16 protein-coding genes are annotated in these 19,336 nt (G+C 55.7%); 7 read left to right on the top strand and 9 right to left on the bottom strand.

Going from position 1 to position 19,336, the window contains the following annotated elements; translation table 11 throughout:
* Window positions 1-15: 15 nt before the first annotated feature.
* The gene (locus tag RDV48_23315; protein ID MDQ7825750.1) at window positions 16-1,170 is read right to left on the bottom strand and encodes an ATP-binding protein; all 1,155 of its coding nucleotides are present in this window, start codon (window positions 1,168-1,170) and stop codon (window positions 16-18) included.
* Window positions 1,171-1,468: 298 nt separating this feature from the next.
* Here RDV48_23315 and RDV48_23310 point away from each other — a divergent pair, with 298 nt between their 5' ends.
* The 3 genes from RDV48_23310 to RDV48_23300 are packed head-to-tail and all read left to right on the top strand — an operon-like array spanning window position 1,469 to window position 7,611.
* Window positions 1,469-4,993: a GAF domain-containing protein gene (locus tag RDV48_23310; protein MDQ7825749.1), complete on the top strand. Its 3,525-nt coding sequence runs from the start codon at window positions 1,469-1,471 to the stop codon at window positions 4,991-4,993.
* 12 nt (window positions 4,994-5,005) lie between these two features.
* A complete protein-coding gene (locus tag RDV48_23305) occupies window positions 5,006-5,401 on the top strand; it encodes a response regulator (GenBank protein ID MDQ7825748.1) in 396 nt (131 codons plus the stop codon).
* Window positions 5,398-7,611 (top strand): response regulator, encoded by a 2,214-nt coding sequence (locus tag RDV48_23300; protein ID MDQ7825747.1) that lies wholly within the window; start codon window positions 5,398-5,400, stop codon window positions 7,609-7,611. Before RDV48_23305 ends, RDV48_23300 begins: the two co-directional genes overlap by 4 nt.
* 10 nt (window positions 7,612-7,621) lie before the next feature.
* Here RDV48_23300 and RDV48_23295 read toward each other — a convergent pair whose 3' ends face one another.
* On the bottom strand, window positions 7,622-7,915 hold the full coding sequence (locus tag RDV48_23295) for a hypothetical protein (GenBank protein ID MDQ7825746.1): 294 nt from the start codon (window positions 7,913-7,915) through the stop codon (window positions 7,622-7,624).
* Between the two features lie 338 nt (window positions 7,916-8,253).
* Between RDV48_23295 and RDV48_23290 the strand changes: the two genes are divergently transcribed.
* Window positions 8,254-8,670, top strand: a complete 417-nt coding sequence (locus RDV48_23290; GenBank protein MDQ7825745.1) for a hypothetical protein — start codon at window positions 8,254-8,256, stop codon at window positions 8,668-8,670.
* Between the two features lie 14 nt (window positions 8,671-8,684).
* On the opposite strand, the gene deoD is transcribed toward RDV48_23290, so the two are convergent.
* The gene (gene deoD, locus RDV48_23285) at window positions 8,685-9,383 is read right to left on the bottom strand and encodes a purine-nucleoside phosphorylase (GenBank protein MDQ7825744.1); all 699 of its coding nucleotides are present in this window, start codon (window positions 9,381-9,383) and stop codon (window positions 8,685-8,687) included.
* A gap of 239 nt (window positions 9,384-9,622) precedes the next feature.
* Between deoD and RDV48_23280 the strand changes: the two genes are divergently transcribed.
* Both RDV48_23280 and RDV48_23275 read left to right on the top strand, forming a co-directional pair.
* Window positions 9,623-10,126, top strand: coding sequence for a DUF45 domain-containing protein (locus tag RDV48_23280; GenBank protein MDQ7825743.1), 504 nt, complete (start codon window positions 9,623-9,625; stop codon window positions 10,124-10,126).
* A gap of 143 nt (window positions 10,127-10,269) precedes the next feature.
* Complete coding sequence (locus RDV48_23275) at window positions 10,270-11,508, top strand: aminotransferase class III-fold pyridoxal phosphate-dependent enzyme (GenBank protein MDQ7825742.1); 1,239 nt, start codon at window positions 10,270-10,272, stop codon at window positions 11,506-11,508.
* Window positions 11,509-11,595: 87 nt separating this feature from the next.
* Here the strand turns inward: RDV48_23275 and RDV48_23270 are convergent, their stop codons facing one another.
* Both RDV48_23270 and RDV48_23265 read right to left on the bottom strand, forming a co-directional pair.
* On the bottom strand, window positions 11,596-12,255 hold the full coding sequence (locus RDV48_23270) for a tetratricopeptide repeat protein (GenBank protein MDQ7825741.1): 660 nt from the start codon (window positions 12,253-12,255) through the stop codon (window positions 11,596-11,598).
* Window positions 12,256-12,291: 36 nt separating this feature from the next.
* On the bottom strand, window positions 12,292-12,636 hold the full coding sequence (locus RDV48_23265) for a PilZ domain-containing protein (protein MDQ7825740.1): 345 nt from the start codon (window positions 12,634-12,636) through the stop codon (window positions 12,292-12,294).
* A 263-nt stretch (window positions 12,637-12,899) separates the two neighbouring features.
* Here RDV48_23265 and RDV48_23260 point away from each other — a divergent pair, with 263 nt between their 5' ends.
* A complete protein-coding gene (locus RDV48_23260) occupies window positions 12,900-15,044 on the top strand; it encodes a cache domain-containing protein (protein ID MDQ7825739.1) in 2,145 nt (714 codons plus the stop codon).
* Window positions 15,045-15,060: 16 nt separating this feature from the next.
* Here RDV48_23260 and RDV48_23255 read toward each other — a convergent pair whose 3' ends face one another.
* Genes RDV48_23255 through RDV48_23240 form a run of 4 tightly spaced genes read right to left on the bottom strand, consistent with a single transcriptional unit; the run spans window position 15,061 to window position 19,274 of the window.
* Entirely contained in the window at window positions 15,061-15,876 is an 816-nt protein-coding gene (locus RDV48_23255) for a 3-keto-5-aminohexanoate cleavage protein (GenBank protein ID MDQ7825738.1), read from the bottom strand.
* A gap of 14 nt (window positions 15,877-15,890) precedes the next feature.
* A complete protein-coding gene (locus RDV48_23250; protein ID MDQ7825737.1) occupies window positions 15,891-16,640 on the bottom strand; it encodes an OAM dimerization domain-containing protein in 750 nt (249 codons plus the stop codon).
* On the bottom strand, window positions 16,637-18,244 hold the full coding sequence (locus tag RDV48_23245) for a lysine 5,6-aminomutase subunit alpha (GenBank protein ID MDQ7825736.1): 1,608 nt from the start codon (window positions 18,242-18,244) through the stop codon (window positions 16,637-16,639). The genes RDV48_23250 and RDV48_23245 overlap by 4 nt, the downstream gene beginning before the upstream one ends.
* Window positions 18,222-19,274 carry a hypothetical protein gene (locus RDV48_23240; GenBank protein ID MDQ7825735.1) on the bottom strand — a complete coding sequence of 351 codons (1,053 nt, stop codon included), beginning with the start codon at window positions 19,272-19,274 and terminating at the stop codon, window positions 18,222-18,224. Before RDV48_23240 ends, RDV48_23245 begins: the two co-directional genes overlap by 23 nt.
* Between the last annotated feature and the right edge of the window lie 62 nt (window positions 19,275-19,336).

Genomic DNA, 19,336 nt, shown 5'->3' with positions numbered 1-19,336 from the left:
ATAATGTGGTTCAATTTACCCTGTGTCGCGCAAAAAAGTCACGGTGAAGGTGCTTCCGCGCCCCACTTCGCTCTCCACGGTAATCACCCCGCCCATCATATTCGCAATCCGCTGTGAGATGGAAAGTCCCAGGCCTGTGCCCTCAGACTTCCGGGAAAGTTTCGAGACGATCTGGCTGAAAGGTTTGAAGAGCTGCTGCTGCTCCTCCTGAGAGATGCCTATCCCCGTGTCGGTAACCGCTATGCGCACATGATCGTTCTGAAGCGCGCAGGTTATTGTGACGCTTCCCTGGTGCGTGAACTTGATGGCGTTGCTTAAAAGGTTAATGAGGACCTGTTCGATGCGCCGCTCGTCACCGGTTATGCCGCCCACCTCCGGGCCTATGCGGACTTCAAGGGAGAGGTCTCGCTTTTTCGCAAGCGGTGTCACCATCTGTATGACCTTGTAAATGGTGCCGCAAAGATCAAAGGTCTGAGACTCAAGCTGCAGCTGGCCGGCTTCTATCTTCGAGATGTCAAGGATGTCGTTTATCAGCTCCAGCAGGTGATGAGAGCTGTCCCATATGAAGCCGAGCTGCCGGGTCTGTTCTCCAGTGAGGGGGCCCGCCAGCTCCTGCATAAGGATCCCCGTGAAGCCGATTATGGAGTTGAGCGGCGTGCGCAGCTCATGGGACATGGAGGCCAGGAAGGCTGACTTGAGCCTGTCGGCTGATTCAGCCTGTTCCTTGGCCTGCTTGAGGTCAGTGATGTCCGATGCAATCTCCAGCCTGACGAGGCGGCCGTCAAGCCACGGGATGGCGACGTCACGGCACTGGTACCAGCGGCCGTTCACCGTGTTCTGAAACTCCCATACAAGGACACCGGTGGCGTGCCCCTCTTTATCGACAAGCTGGTTATTGGTACAGAATACGCAGGGGCCGTCCTGGTTGTCCTGGAGCTTCTGCCAGCATATCTGGCCTGTGATGTCACCCCAGTTGTTCTTGCCATACTGGTTGAAGAAAAGTACCTCATAGGTGGCCATGTCGGCTACATAAGCGAGGGCATCCATGCTGTCAAGCACTGCGCGAAGCCGATGCTCGCTCTCGATCAGCGCGCGCTCGGTAGCAAGATGGTGCGCTATCTCCTGTTTAAGGAGCGCCTCTTCATCGTGCTCAGCGTGTGAATCTCCCACTGGCTACCTCCCCCCCGCGGAGAGCAGAGAGAAATACTTCATAGAGAAAAGTATATCATCATGAAAAGGTGAAGTCAATTTTAACAGGATGAGAGAGCATTTCCCGTATCGGGCTGACCCTGCAAAGGAATTCAGCCATATTCTGCAGAAGAAATAAAGCAATCATACATAATTCTGCCTTTCCCTTTGGCTCATTATTCTCGAAACATGGCCTTGGGCGAAAGCCTGATATTCATACCTTTATAGATGCTCATGGCAGCCATATCCGGGAAAAGGAGCTTCAAGCACCGTGACCGATATGCCAGCGGACAATCACACGGAAAGGAAATTTCGCCACACCGGCAGGGTTCTGCAGGCGGTCATCCAGTGCGGCCGGGCTTTGATCCGCGTGCCCGGTGAGACCGGGCTGCTCTCCGAAATCTGCAATATTCTTGTCGAGCGCGGAGGATACTGCGGGGCCTGGATTGGCGTCACCGAAAGGGGTAGTGCCGCTTCGGTGAGCCCTGTTGCTGAGGCCGGCGCCATCAACGCCACCGGTATTCCACGGGCAGGCAAAGGTGATAAAAGCGATCCCGCCGGAGCGGCCTTCCGAACAGGAAAGATTGTCATATCCCGGGGCACTCACCGAAAGCATCGGGCTGAGGCAGTATTCCCGCTGATGCAGGAGGGGAGAGTCTTTGCCGTGCTGACAGTGTGCAGCACGGCTCCTGATGCCTTTGAAGCAGATGAAACCGGGCTGTTGGCCGGTGTGGCTGAAGATCTCGCCTATGGGATCATTGAACGCAGGCGGGCCTCGCAGGAACGCGGAGAACTTGTGCTCCAGAAGCAGGAGGCTGATGCAGGAGTATATGCTGCCAGGCAATTATTGGCATCTGTGTTTGAGCGGGTCACCGATGCCTTTGTCGCGCTCGACAGGGACTGGCGGTATACCTATGTCAACGCCAGGGCGGGCGAGCTTTTCGGCCGCCGGCCCGATGACCTGATAGGAAAGCATATCTGGACTGAGTTCCCAAGCGGTGTGGGTCAGCCGTTCCAGCTCGCCTATGAAAAGGCGATGGCAGAGCAGCATCCCGTCCATCTTGAAGATTACTATGCACCGTGGGACCGCTGGTTTGAAAATATAATCTATCCTTCACCTGACGGCATTTCCATATATTTCCACGACATCTCGGAGCGCAAGAGGGGAGAGGCGGAACTGCGCAGGAAGAACCGCGCACTGCGGACCCTCAATGAGTGCAATCAGGCGCTTGTGCGATCCACCGATGAAAAGGGGCTGCTGGAAGCTATCTGCCGCATCGTGGTGAACATCGGTGGGTATCGACTGGTATGGGTGGGCTACAAAGAACACGACAAGGAGAAGACGGTGCGGCCTGTGGCCCAGGCGGGTTTCGAACTGGGATATCTGGAGACGCTCCGAATCACATGGGCCGATACCGAGCGGGGCTGTGGCCCCACAGGCACCGCCATACGCACCGGCCTGCCTGCCTCAGCCAGGCATATCTTCACCGATCCGCAGTTCGCCCCATGGCGGGATGAAGCCCTCAAGCGCGGCTATGCGTCGTCGATGGTGCTCCCGCTTCTGGCCGATGGAGAGACATTCGGCGCATTGAACATCTACTCGGCTGAGCCCGACGCTTTCGACTCGGAAGAGGTCGCTCTGCTCACTGAACTGGCCAGCGATATGACCTTTGGAATCATCAGCCAGAGGATGCGTGTCGAGCGCGAGAGGGCCGAAGCAGAGATGAAACTGGCGCAGCAGCGATTCGAGAATATTGTGGAGTTTCTGCCCGATGCCACCTTTGTGATAGACAAGGACAAGCGGGTCATTGCATGGAACCGTGCATGCGAGGAGCTTACGGGCGTGAAGAAGCAGGCGATACTGGGTCTCGGAGATTACGCCTACGCTGAGCCGTTTTTTGGTGATCGGCGCCCGATATTGCTTGACCTGCTGGACTGTCCCTCACAGGAGATTGAGGCCTTTTATAAATATGTCAGGCGGACGGGCACTACGCTTTTCGCTGAGTCTTTCATTCCACGGTTGAGAGATGGACAGGGAGCGCACCTCTGGGGAGTTGCCGGACCGATGTTCGACCAGGAAGGGCGTCGATGTGGCGCCATTGAGTCCGTCAGGGACGTGACCGAGCAAAAACTTGTCGAGCATTCACGGATCGATAATGAGCTCAAGTATCGCACACTCTTCGAGACTGCCGGCGATGCGATCCTGCTCATGCGAGGTGAGCACTTCATTGACTGCAATGTGCAGGCACTCAAGGTTTTCGGCTGCTCAAGGGAACAGATCGTAGGCGCCCATCCTTTCGAGTTCTCACCGTCCCTGCAGCCCGACGGGCGGTCTTCTAAGGAGAAAGCCATCGAGAAGATCAAGCAGGCCTATGAGGAAGGGGCGCAGTCCTTCGAGTGGGAGCACTGCCGCTTCGACAAGACACCATTCATGGCTGAAGTGACACTGAACTGCATGGAACTGCGGGGAGAGCTGCTCCTCCAGGCCATTGTCCGCGATATCAGCGAGCGTGTGGCGGTGATGAAGGATCTGCAGCGCCATATGCGGGAGATGCAGCGCCTTAATACGCTTGGTCGTCAGTTCAGTACGAGCCTTTCCCTTGACCAGGTGCTCCAGACAGTTGTGGAGGAAGCCGCTCAGGCTTTCGCCTGCGACCTGGTGATGATTTTTATCGAGGAGAGCGGCACACTGGCCCTCAAGCGCACGGGGCCTGAAAGCGGAAAGCTCCTCTATGACGCCCTGATTCATAAAGCAGGCGAGTGCCTCTGCAGCCTTGCCTTCAGCAGGAAGCAGGCCATTTATTGCAGTAATGCCTGCCCTGACGAGCACTGTGACTGGGAAGCAATAGAGAAGACAGGAGTGCGCTCATTTACCGCCCTGCCCCTGTCGGGCACAACGGGGATAATCGGCGTTATGGGGCTCGCATCCACCGGGGAACATGATTTTTCTGAGCGCGTAACCTTCTCTGAAATACTGGCAGGGTCTATAGGCATTGCGCTGCAGAATGCAATGCTTCACGAGAGGCTTCAGCATCATGCCGACGATCTTGAGCAGCGCGTAATAAGGCGCACCAGCGAGCTGGCCTCGGCCAAGGAGCGTGCGGAATCTGCAGACCGCCTTAAATCGGCTTTTCTGGCCTCCATGTCCCATGAGCTTCGCACGCCTCTCAATTCCATAATCGGCTTCACGGGCATCCTGATCCAGGGACTCTCGGGACCGTTAAACGAGGAGCAGGCCAGGCAGCTCGATATGGTCTATGGCAGCGCCCGCCACTTGCTGGCCCTTATCAACGACATCCTTGACCTCTCCAGGATAGAGTCAGGCCAGCTGGAGATCGAGGCAAAACCCTTCAGCACGAGGGAGATTATCCAGAAAGTTGTCTATTACCTGACACCGCAGGCGGAGAAGAAGAATCTGAGCCTTGCGGTTGAGCTGTCGCCCGAAGTGGGCGAGATAACGGGCGACCGGCGCAGGTTCGAGCAGATTCTCATCAACCTTGTTAATAACGCCCTGAAGTTCACTGAACAGGGAACCGTGAAGGTTCAGTGCTCCCTTGAAGGCCGAATGCTTGTTACCCGCGTTGAGGACTCCGGAATCGGCATCAAGCCAGGGAACATGGGCAAGCTTTTCCAGACTTTCCGGCAGCTCGATACGGGCCTGTCCCGCACCCACGAAGGCACCGGCCTGGGCCTTTCCATATGCAGGAGGCTTGTCGAAATGATGGGAGGCGCGATATGGGCCGAGAGCCGGTTGGGAGCTGGCAGCGTCTTCACGTTCACTCTCCCCGTCTCTCAAGAAAAATAACAGGAGCGAAAGATGAAAAAGAAAGTACTGGTAATAGAAGATAACGAGCAGAACCTTTACCTGGTGACGTTTATCCTTGAGAAGAGCGGATATGAGGTAGTGCAGGCCCGGGACGGCAATGAGGGAATCAGGCTCGCAAGCCAGGTGATTCCGGACATGATCCTGCTGGACATCCAGCTGCCCGGCATGGATGGCTATGAAGTCGCGCAGGCACTCCGCGCTGACCCGGCACTGGCGGAAATCCCTATCGTAGCCGTTACCAGCTATGCCATGGTGGGAGACAGGGAGCGCGCACTCGAAGCAGGGTGCTCCGGCTATGTAGAGAAGCCGATCAACCCCGACACTTTCATTGCTGATATCGAGAAATACCTGCACGGGGCGGAGCAGAAAGGACAGAAGGGGCAATGAAAAGGATTCTCGTGGTAGATGACAACGATCAGAACCGTTACATGCTTGGAGCTCTCTTGAGGGGCAAAGGTTATGAGGTGGTGATGGCGGCCGATGGCATCGAGGCGCTCAATGCTCTTGATGCCATCCGGGATACTCCTCCGGATTTAATAATCACCGACATCCTGATGCCGGGAATGGACGGGTACACGCTCTGCCGCAAATGCAAAGCCGACGAGCATCTCTGCAGAATCCCCCTTGTTTTCTACACGGCCACCTATACCGATTCAAAAGACGAGGAGTTCGCACTGAGCCTTGGGGCCGCGCGCTTCATCATAAAGCCTGAAGAGCCGGAAGTGCTTATGCGCATGCTTGAAGAAGTCATTGAGGAGCAGCAGGCCTTACCCCATGCCCTGCCGCCCGAACCTTACCTGGAAGAGTCGGTGTACCTGAAAAATTACAGCGAGAGGCTCATCCACAAGCTGGAAGACAAGCTCAAGCAGCTTGAGTCTGCCAAGAATCATCTTGAGCTCGAGGTCACTGAGCGGAAGATGATCGAGGAAGCCTTGAAGCAGTCCGAGAAAAAACTGAAGATAAGGGCCAGGATCGCCGATGCTTTTCTTACGGTCCCCGATGAGGATATATTCGCAGCAGTGCTGAAGATCGCCCTGGAAGTCATGGAGAGTGAAGTGGGGATCTTCGGTTATATTGACAGGAACGGGTCACTGGTTGTTCCCTCCATGGCAGGGACCCTCCTGAATCTCAGCCATGAAAAGAGCAGGAATATAGTCATTCCCCGAAATGCCTGGGGTGAAAGCCTCTGGTCACAGTCAGTGAAGGAGGGGAAGGCATCCCACTCAAACCAGCTCATTCCAATCTCCGAGGGACACATCCCAATCAGGAGATACATCAGCATGCCCGTGACGCACCAGGAAAAGGTCATCGGGCTGCTGTTTGTTGCCAACAAGGAGACAGACTATGGCAGGGAAGATATCCAGCTTCTTGAAAACATCGTCACGGTGCTGGCCATGATACTCAGCGTGCGCCTTACCCATGAGAGGGAGCGGGAAGAGCGCGCCCTCCTTGAAAACCAGTTGAGGCAGGCTTCGAAAATGGAGGCTGTCGGGCGGCTTGCGGGAGGCATGGCCCACGACCTGAACAACATCCTTCAGGTCATGAGCCTTTCCAGCGGCCTGCTCATGAACCGCCTGCCGGCATACAGCGATACATATGAGTTTGCCGAGGAGATTTACAGGAGCGTCGAGCGTGCCTCGGCACTGACAAGCCAGCTGCTTGCTATCAGCCGCCGCCAGATACTGAAGAAGGAAGATCTGGCTCTCAACGAGGCGGTCCGCGACATGATAAGGATGATAAAGCGCGTAATCGGTGAAGACATTGAGGTGAGGCTTATAGAAGGCGACAGCCTGGATAACGTCTATGCCGACAGGGGGCAGATGGAGCAGATACTTCTCAATCTCTGCGTAAACGCGCGGGATGCCATGCCCGAAGGCGGGGTCCTCACCATAGAGACAAAGAACGTGATGAAGAAGAGCGAGGCGGGCGAACCCCGCTTATTACCGTCACAGAGCCGGTATATCCTTTTAACGGTCACTGATACCGGCTGCGGGATGGACAAAGAGACCCAGGGACGTATTTTTGAGCCTTTCTATACCACGAAAGAAGCGGGAAAGGGGACAGGGCTTGGGCTGCCGACAGTCTATGGGATCGTGCAGCAGCACCAGGGTGAAATCCAGGTATCAAGCGAAGTGGGCAGGGGAACAACGTTCCAGGTATTCCTCCCGAGTACCGAAAAGTCTGAAGCTTCAATAAGGGCAGAGGCATTTGCCAGGTCCAGGGGGGGCACCGAGACAATTCTCGTGGCAGAGGACTATGAAACCGTGAGGAAACTGGCGGCGAATATCCTTGAGGGCGCGGGGTACAGGGTCCTGATGGCGGCTGATGGCGTTGAGGCTCTGGAAATATCGAAAAAATACCAGGGTGATATTCACCTTGCGTTAGTGGATATGGTCATACCGAAGATGGGGGGAAAAGCCCTCTACGAAGTATTGCATAAGGAGCAGCCTGGTCTTCGTTTTCTCTTTTCGAGCGGCTATGCCACGAGCCCTCTCCACCTGGAATTCCTGCAGAAAGAGAAAGTGATGCTGATCCAGAAACCTTATGCGCCCAGCACCCTGCTGGCCAGAATCCGCGAGGTCCTTTCTCCCCCTTAATCCAGCTTTCCTACTCCTTCTGCTTGTCGAAGAGATAGGAGTAGATTCTCCACTTGTTGTCCTCCTTTTTCAAGGTGAACCTGTATTCCAGGATCTTCGGCGCCGAGCCGTCCTGCGGCGTGGCCACCACAACAGCGCTCACCTCGGCGTTCTCCTGGTCCTTCTTGTTGCTTGTCATCTTTTTCACCTGGTAAGTGAGGCCGAGGTCATGGGCCTTCTGGAAGCTGTCAAAATTGCAGGTGGCCTGGAGGGCCTTTGCCAGCGTGCCGTAGGCCGTGTCAAAGCTCTTGTAGCTGAGGTACATGAAATACCTCTCCACCACCGAATCGGGTGGTACCTTGTCAGAAGTGTCTTTTTGCGCAGGATAGTAAACACCGGGCCCCGATGAACCTCCTGACGCCGGCCGTCACCCTGCATGAAGCTGCGGTGTGCCCAGGGCCGCGACGAGCATGAATACGGCGATGAAAAGGAATAACCGCTTTATCATTTTCCACCTCCTCTGTTTTCCGTGAATATATTATAGCATGAAAAACCCGGGAGAAAAACCCGGGGCAGGAGAGTTGCCTTTTAGGTGCATATGTGATAAAAATAGTATGACAGCATATTCTGGACCGGTAGGTCCGAAGCGAGGTGCCAAAGCCTATGAACAGGCGTTTCATAGTAATGTTATTCCTTGGGGTCCTTATTCTTGCGGGCCTCTCCCGGGAGGCTCAGGCCCTGTGCACTATCAGAAAAGGCGGAAAGACCGTGGCCACCCTCGAGGGAATCACTTTCAGGAAGGGCGGAAAGGACCTGGGGACTTTTGACGGCGTGTACATAAAGAAGAAGGGTGCGGTAGTCGGCCGCTATGACGGCGTATACCTCAAGAAAAAAAATATCGCCATAGGGTATGTTGACGGGTACCAGGTGAAAAAAGCCGACGGCACTGTGCTCTACGTGGTGACCGATGAAGGCAGGGTAAAAAAGAATGGAAAGCTTTATATGAGCTTCAACGATTATTCAGGTATTTTCGACGTGAAATACCTTATGGCAGTATATCTTCTCTTCTTTGACAGGTAAGCAGGCTCCGCAGCCTACACGGTGTTGAGGGCGACCTCGCACATGGTAGCCAGGGTCCGCTCCCTCTCCTCGGCCGTCATTTCCTCGCCTGACAGGATGCTGTCGCTCACCGTGAGGATCGTGAGGCTTTTGGCGCCATAGCGCGCTGCCAATGTGAAAAGGGCTGAAGATTCCATCTCATAGGCAAGGATGCCGTGCTTTCTCCATACTTCGTAAAAGTCCTTGTCCTGGTTATAAAAGGTGTCGGTGCTCATCACGTTCCCGACTTTCACCGGTATCCCGCGACCTGCGGCATAGTCATGGGCCCTTTTCAGCAGCTCAAAGTCCGCCGTCGCCGCATAGTCCTGCCCCTTGAAGGTGATCTTGTTGATCTGCGAGTCTGTCGAGGCTCCCATGACCAGGATGATATCCCTGATATGAATGCCTTCCTGAATTGTCCCGCAGGAGCCCACCCTGATAAGGGTCCGGCACCCATAATCGCGCAGGAGCTCCTCCACGTAGATGGCGAGAGAGGGAATACCCATGCCGGTGCCCTGCACGGAAACACGCTTCCCCTTATAAGCGCCGGTGTAGCCCAGCATGGAGCGTATCTCATTGTAACACACCGCGTTTTCCAGGAAATGCTCGGCAATGTATCTTGCCCTGAGTGGATCGCCGGGGAGCAGCACTGCCGGGGCTATATCGCCCATCTTTGCCGCCATATGAATGCTCATGGGTACCTCCAGAGAGAGATGATCGCGAGAGAACTTCTTTTTATTTTCTCCCAGTCCTTCTTATGAAAGGCCCGTTTTCCAAAATGCAGGAAAAACGCCTGCTGCAAGGTAACACTCCATAATATGAGCGCCTTTAAGATCAGGCGGTATCTGGTGAGAAAAAAACGGGTGAAGGTAAAGGATCTCGAGCCCCGAGCCTTCTATGAGCATTGCTGATAAAGCATATTCAAGGAGAAGCAATGAAGGTTGAAGTGAAAAGGAGCGCCCGGCGCAGGAAGACCATATCGGCGCGCATCATTGACAACAGGCTTGTGCTGCAGATCCCTGCAACGCTCACCAAGAAGGAAGAGAGCATCTGGGTGGAGCGGATGCGCGCGCGCCTGGAGGGAAAGCAGAAGGAGCTCGAGGAGCGGGAGCAGCGCAAGCTTGATTTACTCGCCTCCGAGATGAATCAGCGGTACCTGGGGGGGAAGGCCCGGCCCCGCTCGCTTGTATATTCCTCAAGGCAGAAAACCATTTTCGGGAGCTGCTCGTACCGGTCGGGCCATATAAGGATTTCCCGGAGGGTGAGGAATTTTCCCCGCTGGGTCCTCTCCTACGTGGTGCTCCACGAGCTTGCCCATCTTATTTATCCTGATCACTCCAGAAGATTCTGGGAGCTTCTCAAGGCCTATCGTTACACCGAGCGGGCCAGAGCTTTCCTGTCAGGCTACAGATTCGGGGCGGCAGGGCGGGCCACCTAGCCTGCCTTCTGCTGCCGGCGGTCTTGACGCGGGCCGCAATGAGCAGTATAATGCAGGCAGCGCTGCCTTTTTAAATGCTGCCGGCTTACGGAAGGCCGGGGGGATCGAGAAGAAAATGAATTATTCAGATAAAGGAGGCTTATATGCAGAAACAGGCGGAAAAACTGAATCTCACCCGCTCCATGGAGCTCTACGAAGAGGCCAGGGACTTGAGCCCCGGCGGAATGATGGGCATCAGGAGGCCCTACAATTTCGTCCCCGGTGAATATCCCGTCTTTATCCGCGAGGGAAGGGGAGGCTCCATCATCGATGTCGATGGAAACGAGTACATCGACATGCTCTGCGCTTACGGCCCCATCATCCTCGGCTACGTGGAGCCCGAGATAAACGAGGCCGTCATGGAGCAGATGAAGCGCGGCTTCTGTTTTTCCCTTGTCCAGGAGTGGCAGAACAGGCTGCTCAGGCGCCTCCGTGAGCTTGTCCCCTGCGCGGAAATGGGGATCCTTGTCAAGACCGGATCTGATGCCACTTCATGCGCCGTGCGCATCGCCCGCGGCTATACGGGCCGCGACCTGATCATCCGCTGCGGCTATCACGGCTGGCACGACTGGTGCGTGGAAGTCCATGGCGGGGTGCCGAAAAAGGTCTACGAGGATGTCCATGAGTTTCACTATAACGATGCAGAAGGCCTCAAAAAGCTTCTTGAGGAGCACAAAGGGAGCGTGGCCTGCGTCATCATCACGCCTGTGGGCCATCCTCTCAATGCGCCCGTCGAGGCTCCGAAGCCGGGGTTCCTCGAGGAGGTACGGGAGCTTGCCACGGCCTACGGTGTGGTCCTTGTCTTTGATGAGATAAGAACAGGCTTCAGGCTCAGCATCGGGGGCGCCCAGAAGCGCTATGGCGTCACTCCGGACCTCGCAGTCTTCGGGAAGGCCATGGCGAACGGCTATCCCATCTCTGCCGTCGTGGGGAAGCGCGAGATAATGAAAATGGCAGAGAAGGAGGTCTTCATCTCCTCGACATTCTTCCCCAACAGCCTCGAGATGGTGGCCGCCCTCAAATGCATAGAGATCCTGGAGCGTGAAAAAGTGTGCGACAAAATATGGGAGCGCGGAGAGCGTTTCCTGGCGCGCCTCAGGGAGATGGCCTCGAAGCTCCCCTACAGGGTGACAGTCTCGGGAATCCCCCCCATGCCCTTCATCACCTTTGACCGCGATGACGAGAACCTCTACAAGGAACGCAGGACAAAGTTCTACACGGGCGCAATCCGCCGGGGCCTCTTCATCCAGCCCTTCCACCATTGGTACATCTGCTACCGCCACAGCGAGGAAGACCTGGCAAGGGCCCTTTCAATAATTGAGGAGTCGCTCAAAGAGGCATAAAACGAAATTATGTCATGGAATCAAAAAGACCTGTGTACTAATAAGAGGCCGTGATAATATCGGCAGGGGCAGCAGAAAGGCGTGTTTTCAGACTTCCGCGGGAGTTGCGATGCCGGCCTCGAGACGCTTGATCCTCTCGGTGACTTCCACGCCGTTCCTGGTATTGGGATTCAGCTCGAGGTAAGCCTTGTAGTGGGAGATGGCGTCTTCGCTGTCCCTGAGCCTTTCATAGAGCTTCGCCATGAAATAGTAGACGTCGGCATCGAAAGGATGGAGCATCTTTGCCTTCTTGAATGCCATGAGCGCCTCGCCGGTCTGCTTCATATTGAACTGCGTGATACCAAGGAAGAGATATGCTTCATGGCGTTCAGGCTCCAGTTTTATGGCCCTCTTGAAGATCTGCTCAGCCGTTCTTACCTCTCTCAGAATCCTGTTGCACTGGCCCAGACCGAGAAGGGCCTCGTAGGACCTGGGCTTTATTTTCACGAGGGACTCGAAAATCTGTCGTGCCCTCATGGCATTATTGTTCTTAAAGTACCAGTCGGCCTCGGAGAGAAGGTTTTTATAGAGATCCTTGCTCTCCCGGTATCCCTCGGAGAGGGATACCGCAAGGAGCATCGCCGATATGGCAAGTACGGTATTCATAGTCTTGAGATCGCTGTATTGAAAGTTGAAATACTGATAGAGCAGAGCGATAAAAACTGCCAGAAACAGCCCTATGAGTATCTTCTTGTTCATGCTCATCATAGTGATCCCCTCCCATCGGTCCGGCCGCTTATCCCGTTACAGAAGCTCCTCAAAGACAATCTCGCGAATCTCTTCCGGCGGAAGCTTGAACTCCACGCCATTTATGTGCTCGATGCCGAAGCTGAACTGCCTGAGGACTTCCATTTTCTGCTGCCACATGAGTCTCCCGGGTATGGAAAGCCTCTTTTTTCCCTCGTATTCAATGACTATGGCGAGGTCCCCGTCGCATTCGACAGGCATCTGGGTGAGTATCTTCATGCCACCCAGGCTCACGTCCACCACAATTCCCGGGATGACGCTTTCCTTGCCGTCCAGCTCGAGAAACGCAAGGGAAAGCATTGGAGTGCGAGGAAACTTTCTCCTGTCGGTGCGGTGACTCATGGCTCTGTCTTGTAGTATCGGAGAAATTGGTAAAAAATTACCCGCTTCCCCATGCCCCCATACTGCTATTTTACTCGATATTGCAGAAATGTCAAGTGGCGGTAAATCCTGCTGCATAACGAGCGATTCCGAGGAAAATATCCCACCCCGCTCTCATCGATACTTCTATTCTACTCGATCTATCCGGCATGTCAAGTGAACAGGATGTTAACAAATTCCCGGCCATACTTGCACAGGCCCGGGGGGAATGATATAATCTCCGTATGAGCGAGACAACCTCTCCCGCTGAAGCACCCCAGAGCGAGGAAAAGCAAAGATCCCTGTCGCGTGTTTTCCTGATCCTCACTATTATAAGCTTCGCTGTATTCTGCTTTCTTCTGTATTTCTTTGAAAAAAGCAAGATCGAGGCAGAGCGGAAGGCAAAAAAAGCCTCGATTAACGACACGCGGTTGATTGCAGGGAAGATTCAAAAGAAACTCTCCCTTATAGAAAATGAGGTGAAGGCCCTGGCATCGGATCCCCGGCTCATGGGACTTGATGACGAAGCTCTGCGCAAGCGCCTGGAAGGCATTCTTTCAGGGCACCCAAGGGTATTCCGCGCGGGGATAGCCTATGGTCCCTTCGCGAAGTCTGAGGCGCAGCGGCTTTACGCTCCCCACAGCAGCCGTGAAAGAGGGGGGGGGAAATTCTATGACGGGGGAGCCCTTGAGGACTACACCACCATGGAATGGTTTCAGAACCCCTATATTCACGGCGCGCAATGGTCTGTGCCTTACCTGGACAAGGTGACAAACAGCATGATGATTGATTATGCCTGTCCTCTCCCGAAAACAGCCGATGGCGGCAGCCCGGGGGTGATCCGGGTGTCGCTTCCCGCTGATGGGCTCAATGACCTGATAAGCTCTTCCATGACGGGAAATGTGGCTTACATGTTTCTTATCAACCAGAAAGGCATATTTGTATATGCCCCCGTTCCCGAGCTCGTGACAAAAAGGATCTCCATCTTTGATTTTGCCAGGGAGACGAAGCAGCCTGAGGTTGCTGAGGCAAGCAGGCTGGCCCTGAACAACGAGCGCTTCCAGTTCCAGGGCTTTGACAAGGACATAAGGCAGGTAGTCTGGATTTTCTTTGAGTCTGTGCCTTCAGCAGGGTGGCGGCTGGGCTCGGTGTTCATGTCCCATCAGTTCAGCATCAACGAGACCACCCGCAGGCGCCTCAGCATTCTTATGGCACTGGCTGCGGCGTCTTTTCTCTTCTTCCTTTCAATGCTTCTTCTCAGGGCCTACAGGTTCGAGACAGCATCGCTCTGGGGAGGCTCCATCATATTCTCGCTCCTCTGCATAGCCGCTACCTGCTATATCTGGTCTATTGAGCTCAACTTGTCGCCCTATCACAATGACAGAACCAGGATAATCACCAATAACCTCGGCCTGTATTCTTTTCTCAACGAATACAGGGAATTCTCGAGGGAGACGCGGAGAACCGCGCCGATCTTCATCCCCACGGGCCTTTCGATTCAGTCGCTGGAGTTCAAGGGCGCCAATAATGTCGCCATAACGGGGTATCTCTGGCAGAAATACCGGAAAGGGGATCAGGACGGCCTTGCCAGGGGCTTCACTTTCCCCGAGGCTCAGACCCTGAAAATCCAGGAGGCCTACCGCGACAGCAGCAATGACATTGAGACGGTGGGCTGGCAGTTTGAGGCCGAGGTGAGGGAATATTTTGACTACATGAAGTATCCTTTCGACAGGCCGGACATCTGGCTCTGGATAAGGCACAGGGAGCATTACAGGAACGTCATTGCCGTGCCTGACATTGCCTCATACAACTTCCTCTCCCCCTTCCTGCTGCCCGGGATACAGGAAGGCCTTGTGCTGCCCGGATACACGCACCTTGTGAGCTATTTTGAAATGACGCCTGTGTCAAGCACCACCAATCTGGGCATTGTGAGCAACAGCCCCGGGGTGGTCTACCCTGAGCTATATTATCACCTCATCGAGAAGCGGAACTTCGCGACGCCTTTTGTCTCAAAGATCTTCCCCCTGCTCATCATGCTCTCCATGCTTTTCGTGGTGCAGCTCACCTTCACTACGGAAGAGGAGAGAAGGAAGTCCTTCGGCCTGAGCGGCCTGGGCGTCGTGGGCACAGCCATCACCTTCTTCTTCTCCACCATTCTCTCCCAGTCCAACCTGAGAAGCGAGCTGGCCGTCACCGGCATCACCTTCATAGAGAACTTTTATTTCATCACGTACTTCGTGCTTCTTGAGGTCGTCATCATCGCCTTCCTGTTTACCGGGAAGAGCGAGAGCAGGTTCATCCACTACGAGCACTGCCTCATCCCCAAGCTTCTTTACTGGCCCAGCATCATGTTTCTTGTGCTGCTCATAAGCCTCGTGAGCTTTTTTTAAGTTCAGCCAATAGGTTTTACCCCTTCAGGCCCAGGATCGAGCGGGCCTCACCGGGTGTTGCCACCTCTCGGCCGCACTCGCGGGCAATGCGCACGATGCGCTCCACAAGCTGGGCGTTGCTCTCGGCCGGCACTCCCTTGGAGTAATATATATTATCCTCGAAGCCCACGCGCACATTTCCCCCCATGGTGATGGCCATGACGGCCAGGGGAAGCTCGAAGCGGCCGATTCCCGCCACGGTCCACGTGCAGTCTTTCGGCACCTCCTCGGAGAGGACCACCAGGGCCTTGGCCGAGCCCATGAGGGCCCCCGGCACGCCCAGCACAAAATCGAAGTTCACCTTCCTCGGCACAAGCTCTTTCTTGATCAGGTTCAGGGCGTTGGAAATCATCCCGTAATCAAAGATCTCCATCTCGGGGAGGACGCCGTATTTCCTGATCTCGGCGCAGAAGAACTCGATATCAGGGAGGGTATTCATAAAGACATCGGGGCCGAAATTGCAGGTGCCCGTTGTAAGGGTGCACATCTCGGGCCTCAGGCTTACGGGGGCGATGCGCTCCTCGGGCTTCATGCCCACGGCGCCCCCTGTCGAGACCTGGACGATGATGTCGGTCCGCTTCTTTACCTCGTCGATTATCTGCCGGTACACCTCCCTGTCCTGCGTGGCGCATCCTTTTTTGTCACGGGCATGGATATGGGCGATGGAGGCGCCGGCCCTGCGGCAGCGCTCGGCTTCCATGGCGATTTCTTCAGGCGTGAGGGGAAGGTGGGGATTGTCGTTCCGCGTAACCTCCGCTCCCACGGGGGCAACGGTTATAATGAGCTTTTCCATAGGGTCCTCCTTGGTTATTTGCCGGCGAGGCGCGATTTCATCTCCTGGGCAAGGTAAGTGGCCACCTGTGAGGGGAGGGTGCCCCTCCCGAAGCCGGCGTCGTACCCGAGCTCTTTCGCAAGGCCATGGCTTATCCTGGGCCCCCCCACGATGAGCAGGAAGCGGTTGCGGAGCTTTTCGGCTTCAAGCATGTCGATGAGCTTCGTAAGGTGGTGAATATGAATGTCTTTCTGCGTCACGATTGTGGAGACAAGAATAGCATCGGCATCATAATTTACGGCTTCGGCGATGAGGGCCTCGCATTTCACCTGGGCGCCCATGTTTTTCACCTCGAACTTTGAGTAGCGCTCAAGGCCGTAATCGCCGGCACAGCCTTTCATGTTCAGGATGGCGTCAATACCCACAGTATGGGCGTCGGTCTCTATACAGGCACCCACCACACGGAGGGCTCTCCCGATCTCTTTTTTTATGAAATCATTAATCTCATTGAACTCCATGGCCTCCACCGACGCCGATGAGGGAGTGATCTTGTCAAGGTCAACGCTGTGGAGGCACCTTCCGTATACGACGAAAAAGGTAAACTGCGGGGCAATCTGCTCCTCGTGGGCCACGTAGACCTCGTCAAGGCCCATCTTTGAGGCGAGGGTCTTGGCAGCTTCCGCCGATTTGTCGGACTTTTCTATGGGAAGGGTGAAGGAGATCTGCATGGAGCCGTCCCCGAGAGTGTCGCCGAAAGGCTTGAGGGCATGAATATCGATGTTCACTGGCACACCTCCTTGCCTGCAAGAACAGGCTCTATGAAGAGCGGCGGCGGGAGCTTCCCGAATGTTTCGAGGAGGCTGTCGAAGGGATTGTAGTAGCCCGTTCCCTTCTCAAAGACGCCGTCCCTGCCCTTTCCCCCGTCGCGGGGGCGCTTTATCCCGGCGAAGATTCCTTCCTCGAGGGTCCTGAAGAGCCCCTTGCCCTCCACTTCCCTGAGGAGAGCCAGCCCCTTGTTCAGCACTTCCCTGGCCCGCCCCTGCATGATGCCGTTCTCCTTGAAGAGGAGGTCTTCGCTCATGTAGAGGGCATTGGTACGCACGTATTTCGCCGCTTCGATGGAGAGGAAGCGGTCCTGGATATGGGGAGTATGGAGTGCCTCAGTGAGCATTCCCAGCAGATGGATGGTCTGCCCCGTGAGGACCGAGACCTGCATGAAAAGGGCATCCTGCACGTGGCCCCTGAAAATGTTGCCCGTCATGAACTTGGTGGGAGGCATATACTTGAGGGGATGGCGCGGGAATATCTCGCGGGCCATCTGCGCCTGCGCCACCTCAAAGAGAAAGCCGTTCTCGAGGAGCGGGTGCATCTCGAAGGCGTGGCCCAGGCCCATCTGTTCCTCGGCAAGGCCGGCGCGCTTCGCGAACTGCTCGTTGATGAACTGCGATGCGAGGACCGTGTGGGCCTCGTCGAAGGCGTCGGCCGTCGTGAGGTAGTTGTCCTCGCCCGTGTTGATGACGATATTGGCAAATGCGTTGATGCGCCTGGAGAAGTGCTGATCGGTAAAAGTGCGGAGCATATTGATGTCCCGGAAAATGATGCCGTAGAGTGCATCGTTCAGCATCATATCCAGGCGCTCCAGGGCGCCCATCGCTGCAATCTCGGGCATGCAGAGGCCTGAGCAGTAATTGACGAGCCTCACGTAACGCCCGAGTTTCTCGCCGGCCTCATCGAGGGCTTTGCGCATGATCCTGAAATTCTCACGGGTGGCATAGGTGCCGCCAAACCCCTCGGTGGTGGCACCGTGGGGCACATAATCCAGGAGGCTCTGGGCTGTGGAGCGGATGACGGCGATAATCTGCGCCCCCTGGTAAGCCGCCGCCTGGGCCTGCACCACGTCCTCATGAATATTGCCCGTGGCGACAATACAGTAGAGGTATGGTGTCTCCTCCCTTGCCACATCGCCTATGAGGGAAGCCCGCTTCTCCCTGTTGGCCACGATTTTTGCCACCGTCTCCCTGGCGTGGCGATCCACGGCCTCTTTCCAGCCTGGCGTCTCCTCGGCACACTGCGAGGAGTCGGCTTCACCGCTTGAGATGATCTCCGCAGCCCTCTGCGGCGTGATGGCCTTCGAAGCCATGAGGCTTCCCATTATGGAGGCAATCCCTCCCCCGAGCAGCCCCTGGTCCTTCGCCCAGCTCACCACCACGTTGGGAAGGGGAACGCCTGTGTCATCGATGCCATCAACGCCCAGCATCCTTACGATGGTGCGCTCGATGGTCTCGGTGCTGTATCCGGATATGGTGGAATAAACGCCGTCGGCTATCGATGAAGCGATGGCGCGGGCCTCGTCAATTTTCTTGCTGTCAAGGCTGAGCTTTTCTCTCATTGCATGATATCATTCCTTTCCCTGATACTACATCCCATACATGATAGGGTGCGCATACTTCCGCCATGAGCTCCAGGAACTCCCCGGCGTCCCATTTTCTCCCGGAGGCGGCCGTGGGGTTCACTGTGAAGGCCATAACCTGTGTCTTTCTGCGAAGAAATATTCGACCTCCCCTTTTTTTAAACCTCCCGAGCATTGCCGGCGTGAGGAAAAGGGCCGTGGTGTCGCGGATCACCACGGGAGGGAGAGATGACCACGGGATCATGGAGCCGGCAAGAGTGTCGGTGAAGGCTCCCGGCGCCGCGATGCAGGCAGTCCTCCCTGGAGGCTTTGTGCCGCCGCCTTCGGCAGTGAATGAGCCGGAAGTCATTCGATAAGCTTCTTCGCCCCTCTCATCGAGGAAGAGAAAATCCCTGTCCTCGGGAGGCAGGGGCCCATCCCACTGCGGCAGTGAATAAAGCTCCACCCAGAAGGACGTGGTGCGCTTCACGTCGTCGATATGATACCCTGCATTGAGTCCTGTGGCAACGATGGCGCCCCCGCACACCTCAGGCGATGATGATGCCTTCCTGTTGATGGCGCCGTCAAAGAGCAGGAGGCTGCACCCCTCGCGGAGCATCATCTCCTTCACCTCGATGAGCTCAGAGACCGTGACGGGGCCTGCCACCTCAACTCTGCCTTCCTCAAGAGCCTCGATGAGCACCACGTCGCCGAGGCTCGTGTGCATGCCGGTCCTTGAGATGACCCGGTGGGGCAGGGGAGAGCGCGGCAGGCAGTGCTCGGTGGTGGCGATGACGGCGCCTCGCGGGACGATGATGCGGGGCTTCGGCATGCCGGTGATGGAATCAAAGGCTTCCCCGTCCCATCCCGTTGATGAGATGCCGAGCCTTGTGCCTGGCCGCTTCGATGCCTCGCTCATCAGGTAGTTGAGCGTCGTGGTCTTACCGACGTTCTTGGCCAGTCCTATCACCGAGAGGGCCTTCTCGTTGCCGACGGCTGCGAGATCATAAAGAGAGTCTTTCATCGTCATTGACGATATTATAGCGCATTGGCAGGGAACCTTCAAGTACCGGCGATTGACAGTGAGGGTAT

Source organism: Candidatus Eremiobacterota bacterium, assembly GCA_031082125.1.
Classification (GTDB): domain Bacteria; phylum Vulcanimicrobiota; class CADAWZ01; order CADAWZ01; family Ess09-12; genus Ess09-12.
The sequence above is the reverse complement of the archived record's forward strand: the minus strand, read 5'-3'. Positions and strand labels throughout refer to the sequence as shown.

Excerpts from the sequence above, each read along its gene's own strand:
- RDV48_23245 (MDQ7825736.1), bottom strand. The coding sequence starts at position 18,244 with ATGAGAGAAAAGCTCAGCCTTGACAGCAAGAAAATTGACGAGGCCCGC.
- RDV48_23280 (MDQ7825743.1), top strand. The coding sequence starts at position 9,623 with ATGAAGGTTGAAGTGAAAAGGAGCGCCCGGCGCAGGAAGACCATATCG.
- RDV48_23255 (MDQ7825738.1), bottom strand. The coding sequence starts at position 15,876 with ATGGAAAAGCTCATTATAACCGTTGCCCCCGTGGGAGCGGAGGTTACG.
- RDV48_23260 (MDQ7825739.1), top strand. The coding sequence starts at position 12,900 with ATGAGCGAGACAACCTCTCCCGCTGAAGCACCCCAGAGCGAGGAAAAG.
- deoD (MDQ7825744.1), bottom strand. The coding sequence starts at position 9,383 with ATGAGCATTCATATGGCGGCAAAGATGGGCGATATAGCCCCGGCAGTG.
- RDV48_23265 (MDQ7825740.1), bottom strand. The coding sequence starts at position 12,636 with ATGAGTCACCGCACCGACAGGAGAAAGTTTCCTCGCACTCCAATGCTT.
- RDV48_23295 (MDQ7825746.1), bottom strand. The coding sequence starts at position 7,915 with ATGTACCTCAGCTACAAGAGCTTTGACACGGCCTACGGCACGCTGGCA.
- RDV48_23290 (MDQ7825745.1), top strand. The coding sequence starts at position 8,254 with ATGAACAGGCGTTTCATAGTAATGTTATTCCTTGGGGTCCTTATTCTT.
- RDV48_23300 (MDQ7825747.1), top strand. The coding sequence starts at position 5,398 with ATGAAAAGGATTCTCGTGGTAGATGACAACGATCAGAACCGTTACATG.
- RDV48_23275 (MDQ7825742.1), top strand. The coding sequence starts at position 10,270 with ATGCAGAAACAGGCGGAAAAACTGAATCTCACCCGCTCCATGGAGCTC.
- RDV48_23270 (MDQ7825741.1), bottom strand. The coding sequence starts at position 12,255 with ATGATGAGCATGAACAAGAAGATACTCATAGGGCTGTTTCTGGCAGTT.
- RDV48_23240 (MDQ7825735.1), bottom strand. The coding sequence starts at position 19,274 with ATGACGATGAAAGACTCTCTTTATGATCTCGCAGCCGTCGGCAACGAG.
- RDV48_23310 (MDQ7825749.1), top strand. The coding sequence starts at position 1,469 with ATGCCAGCGGACAATCACACGGAAAGGAAATTTCGCCACACCGGCAGG.
- RDV48_23305 (MDQ7825748.1), top strand. The coding sequence starts at position 5,006 with ATGAAAAAGAAAGTACTGGTAATAGAAGATAACGAGCAGAACCTTTAC.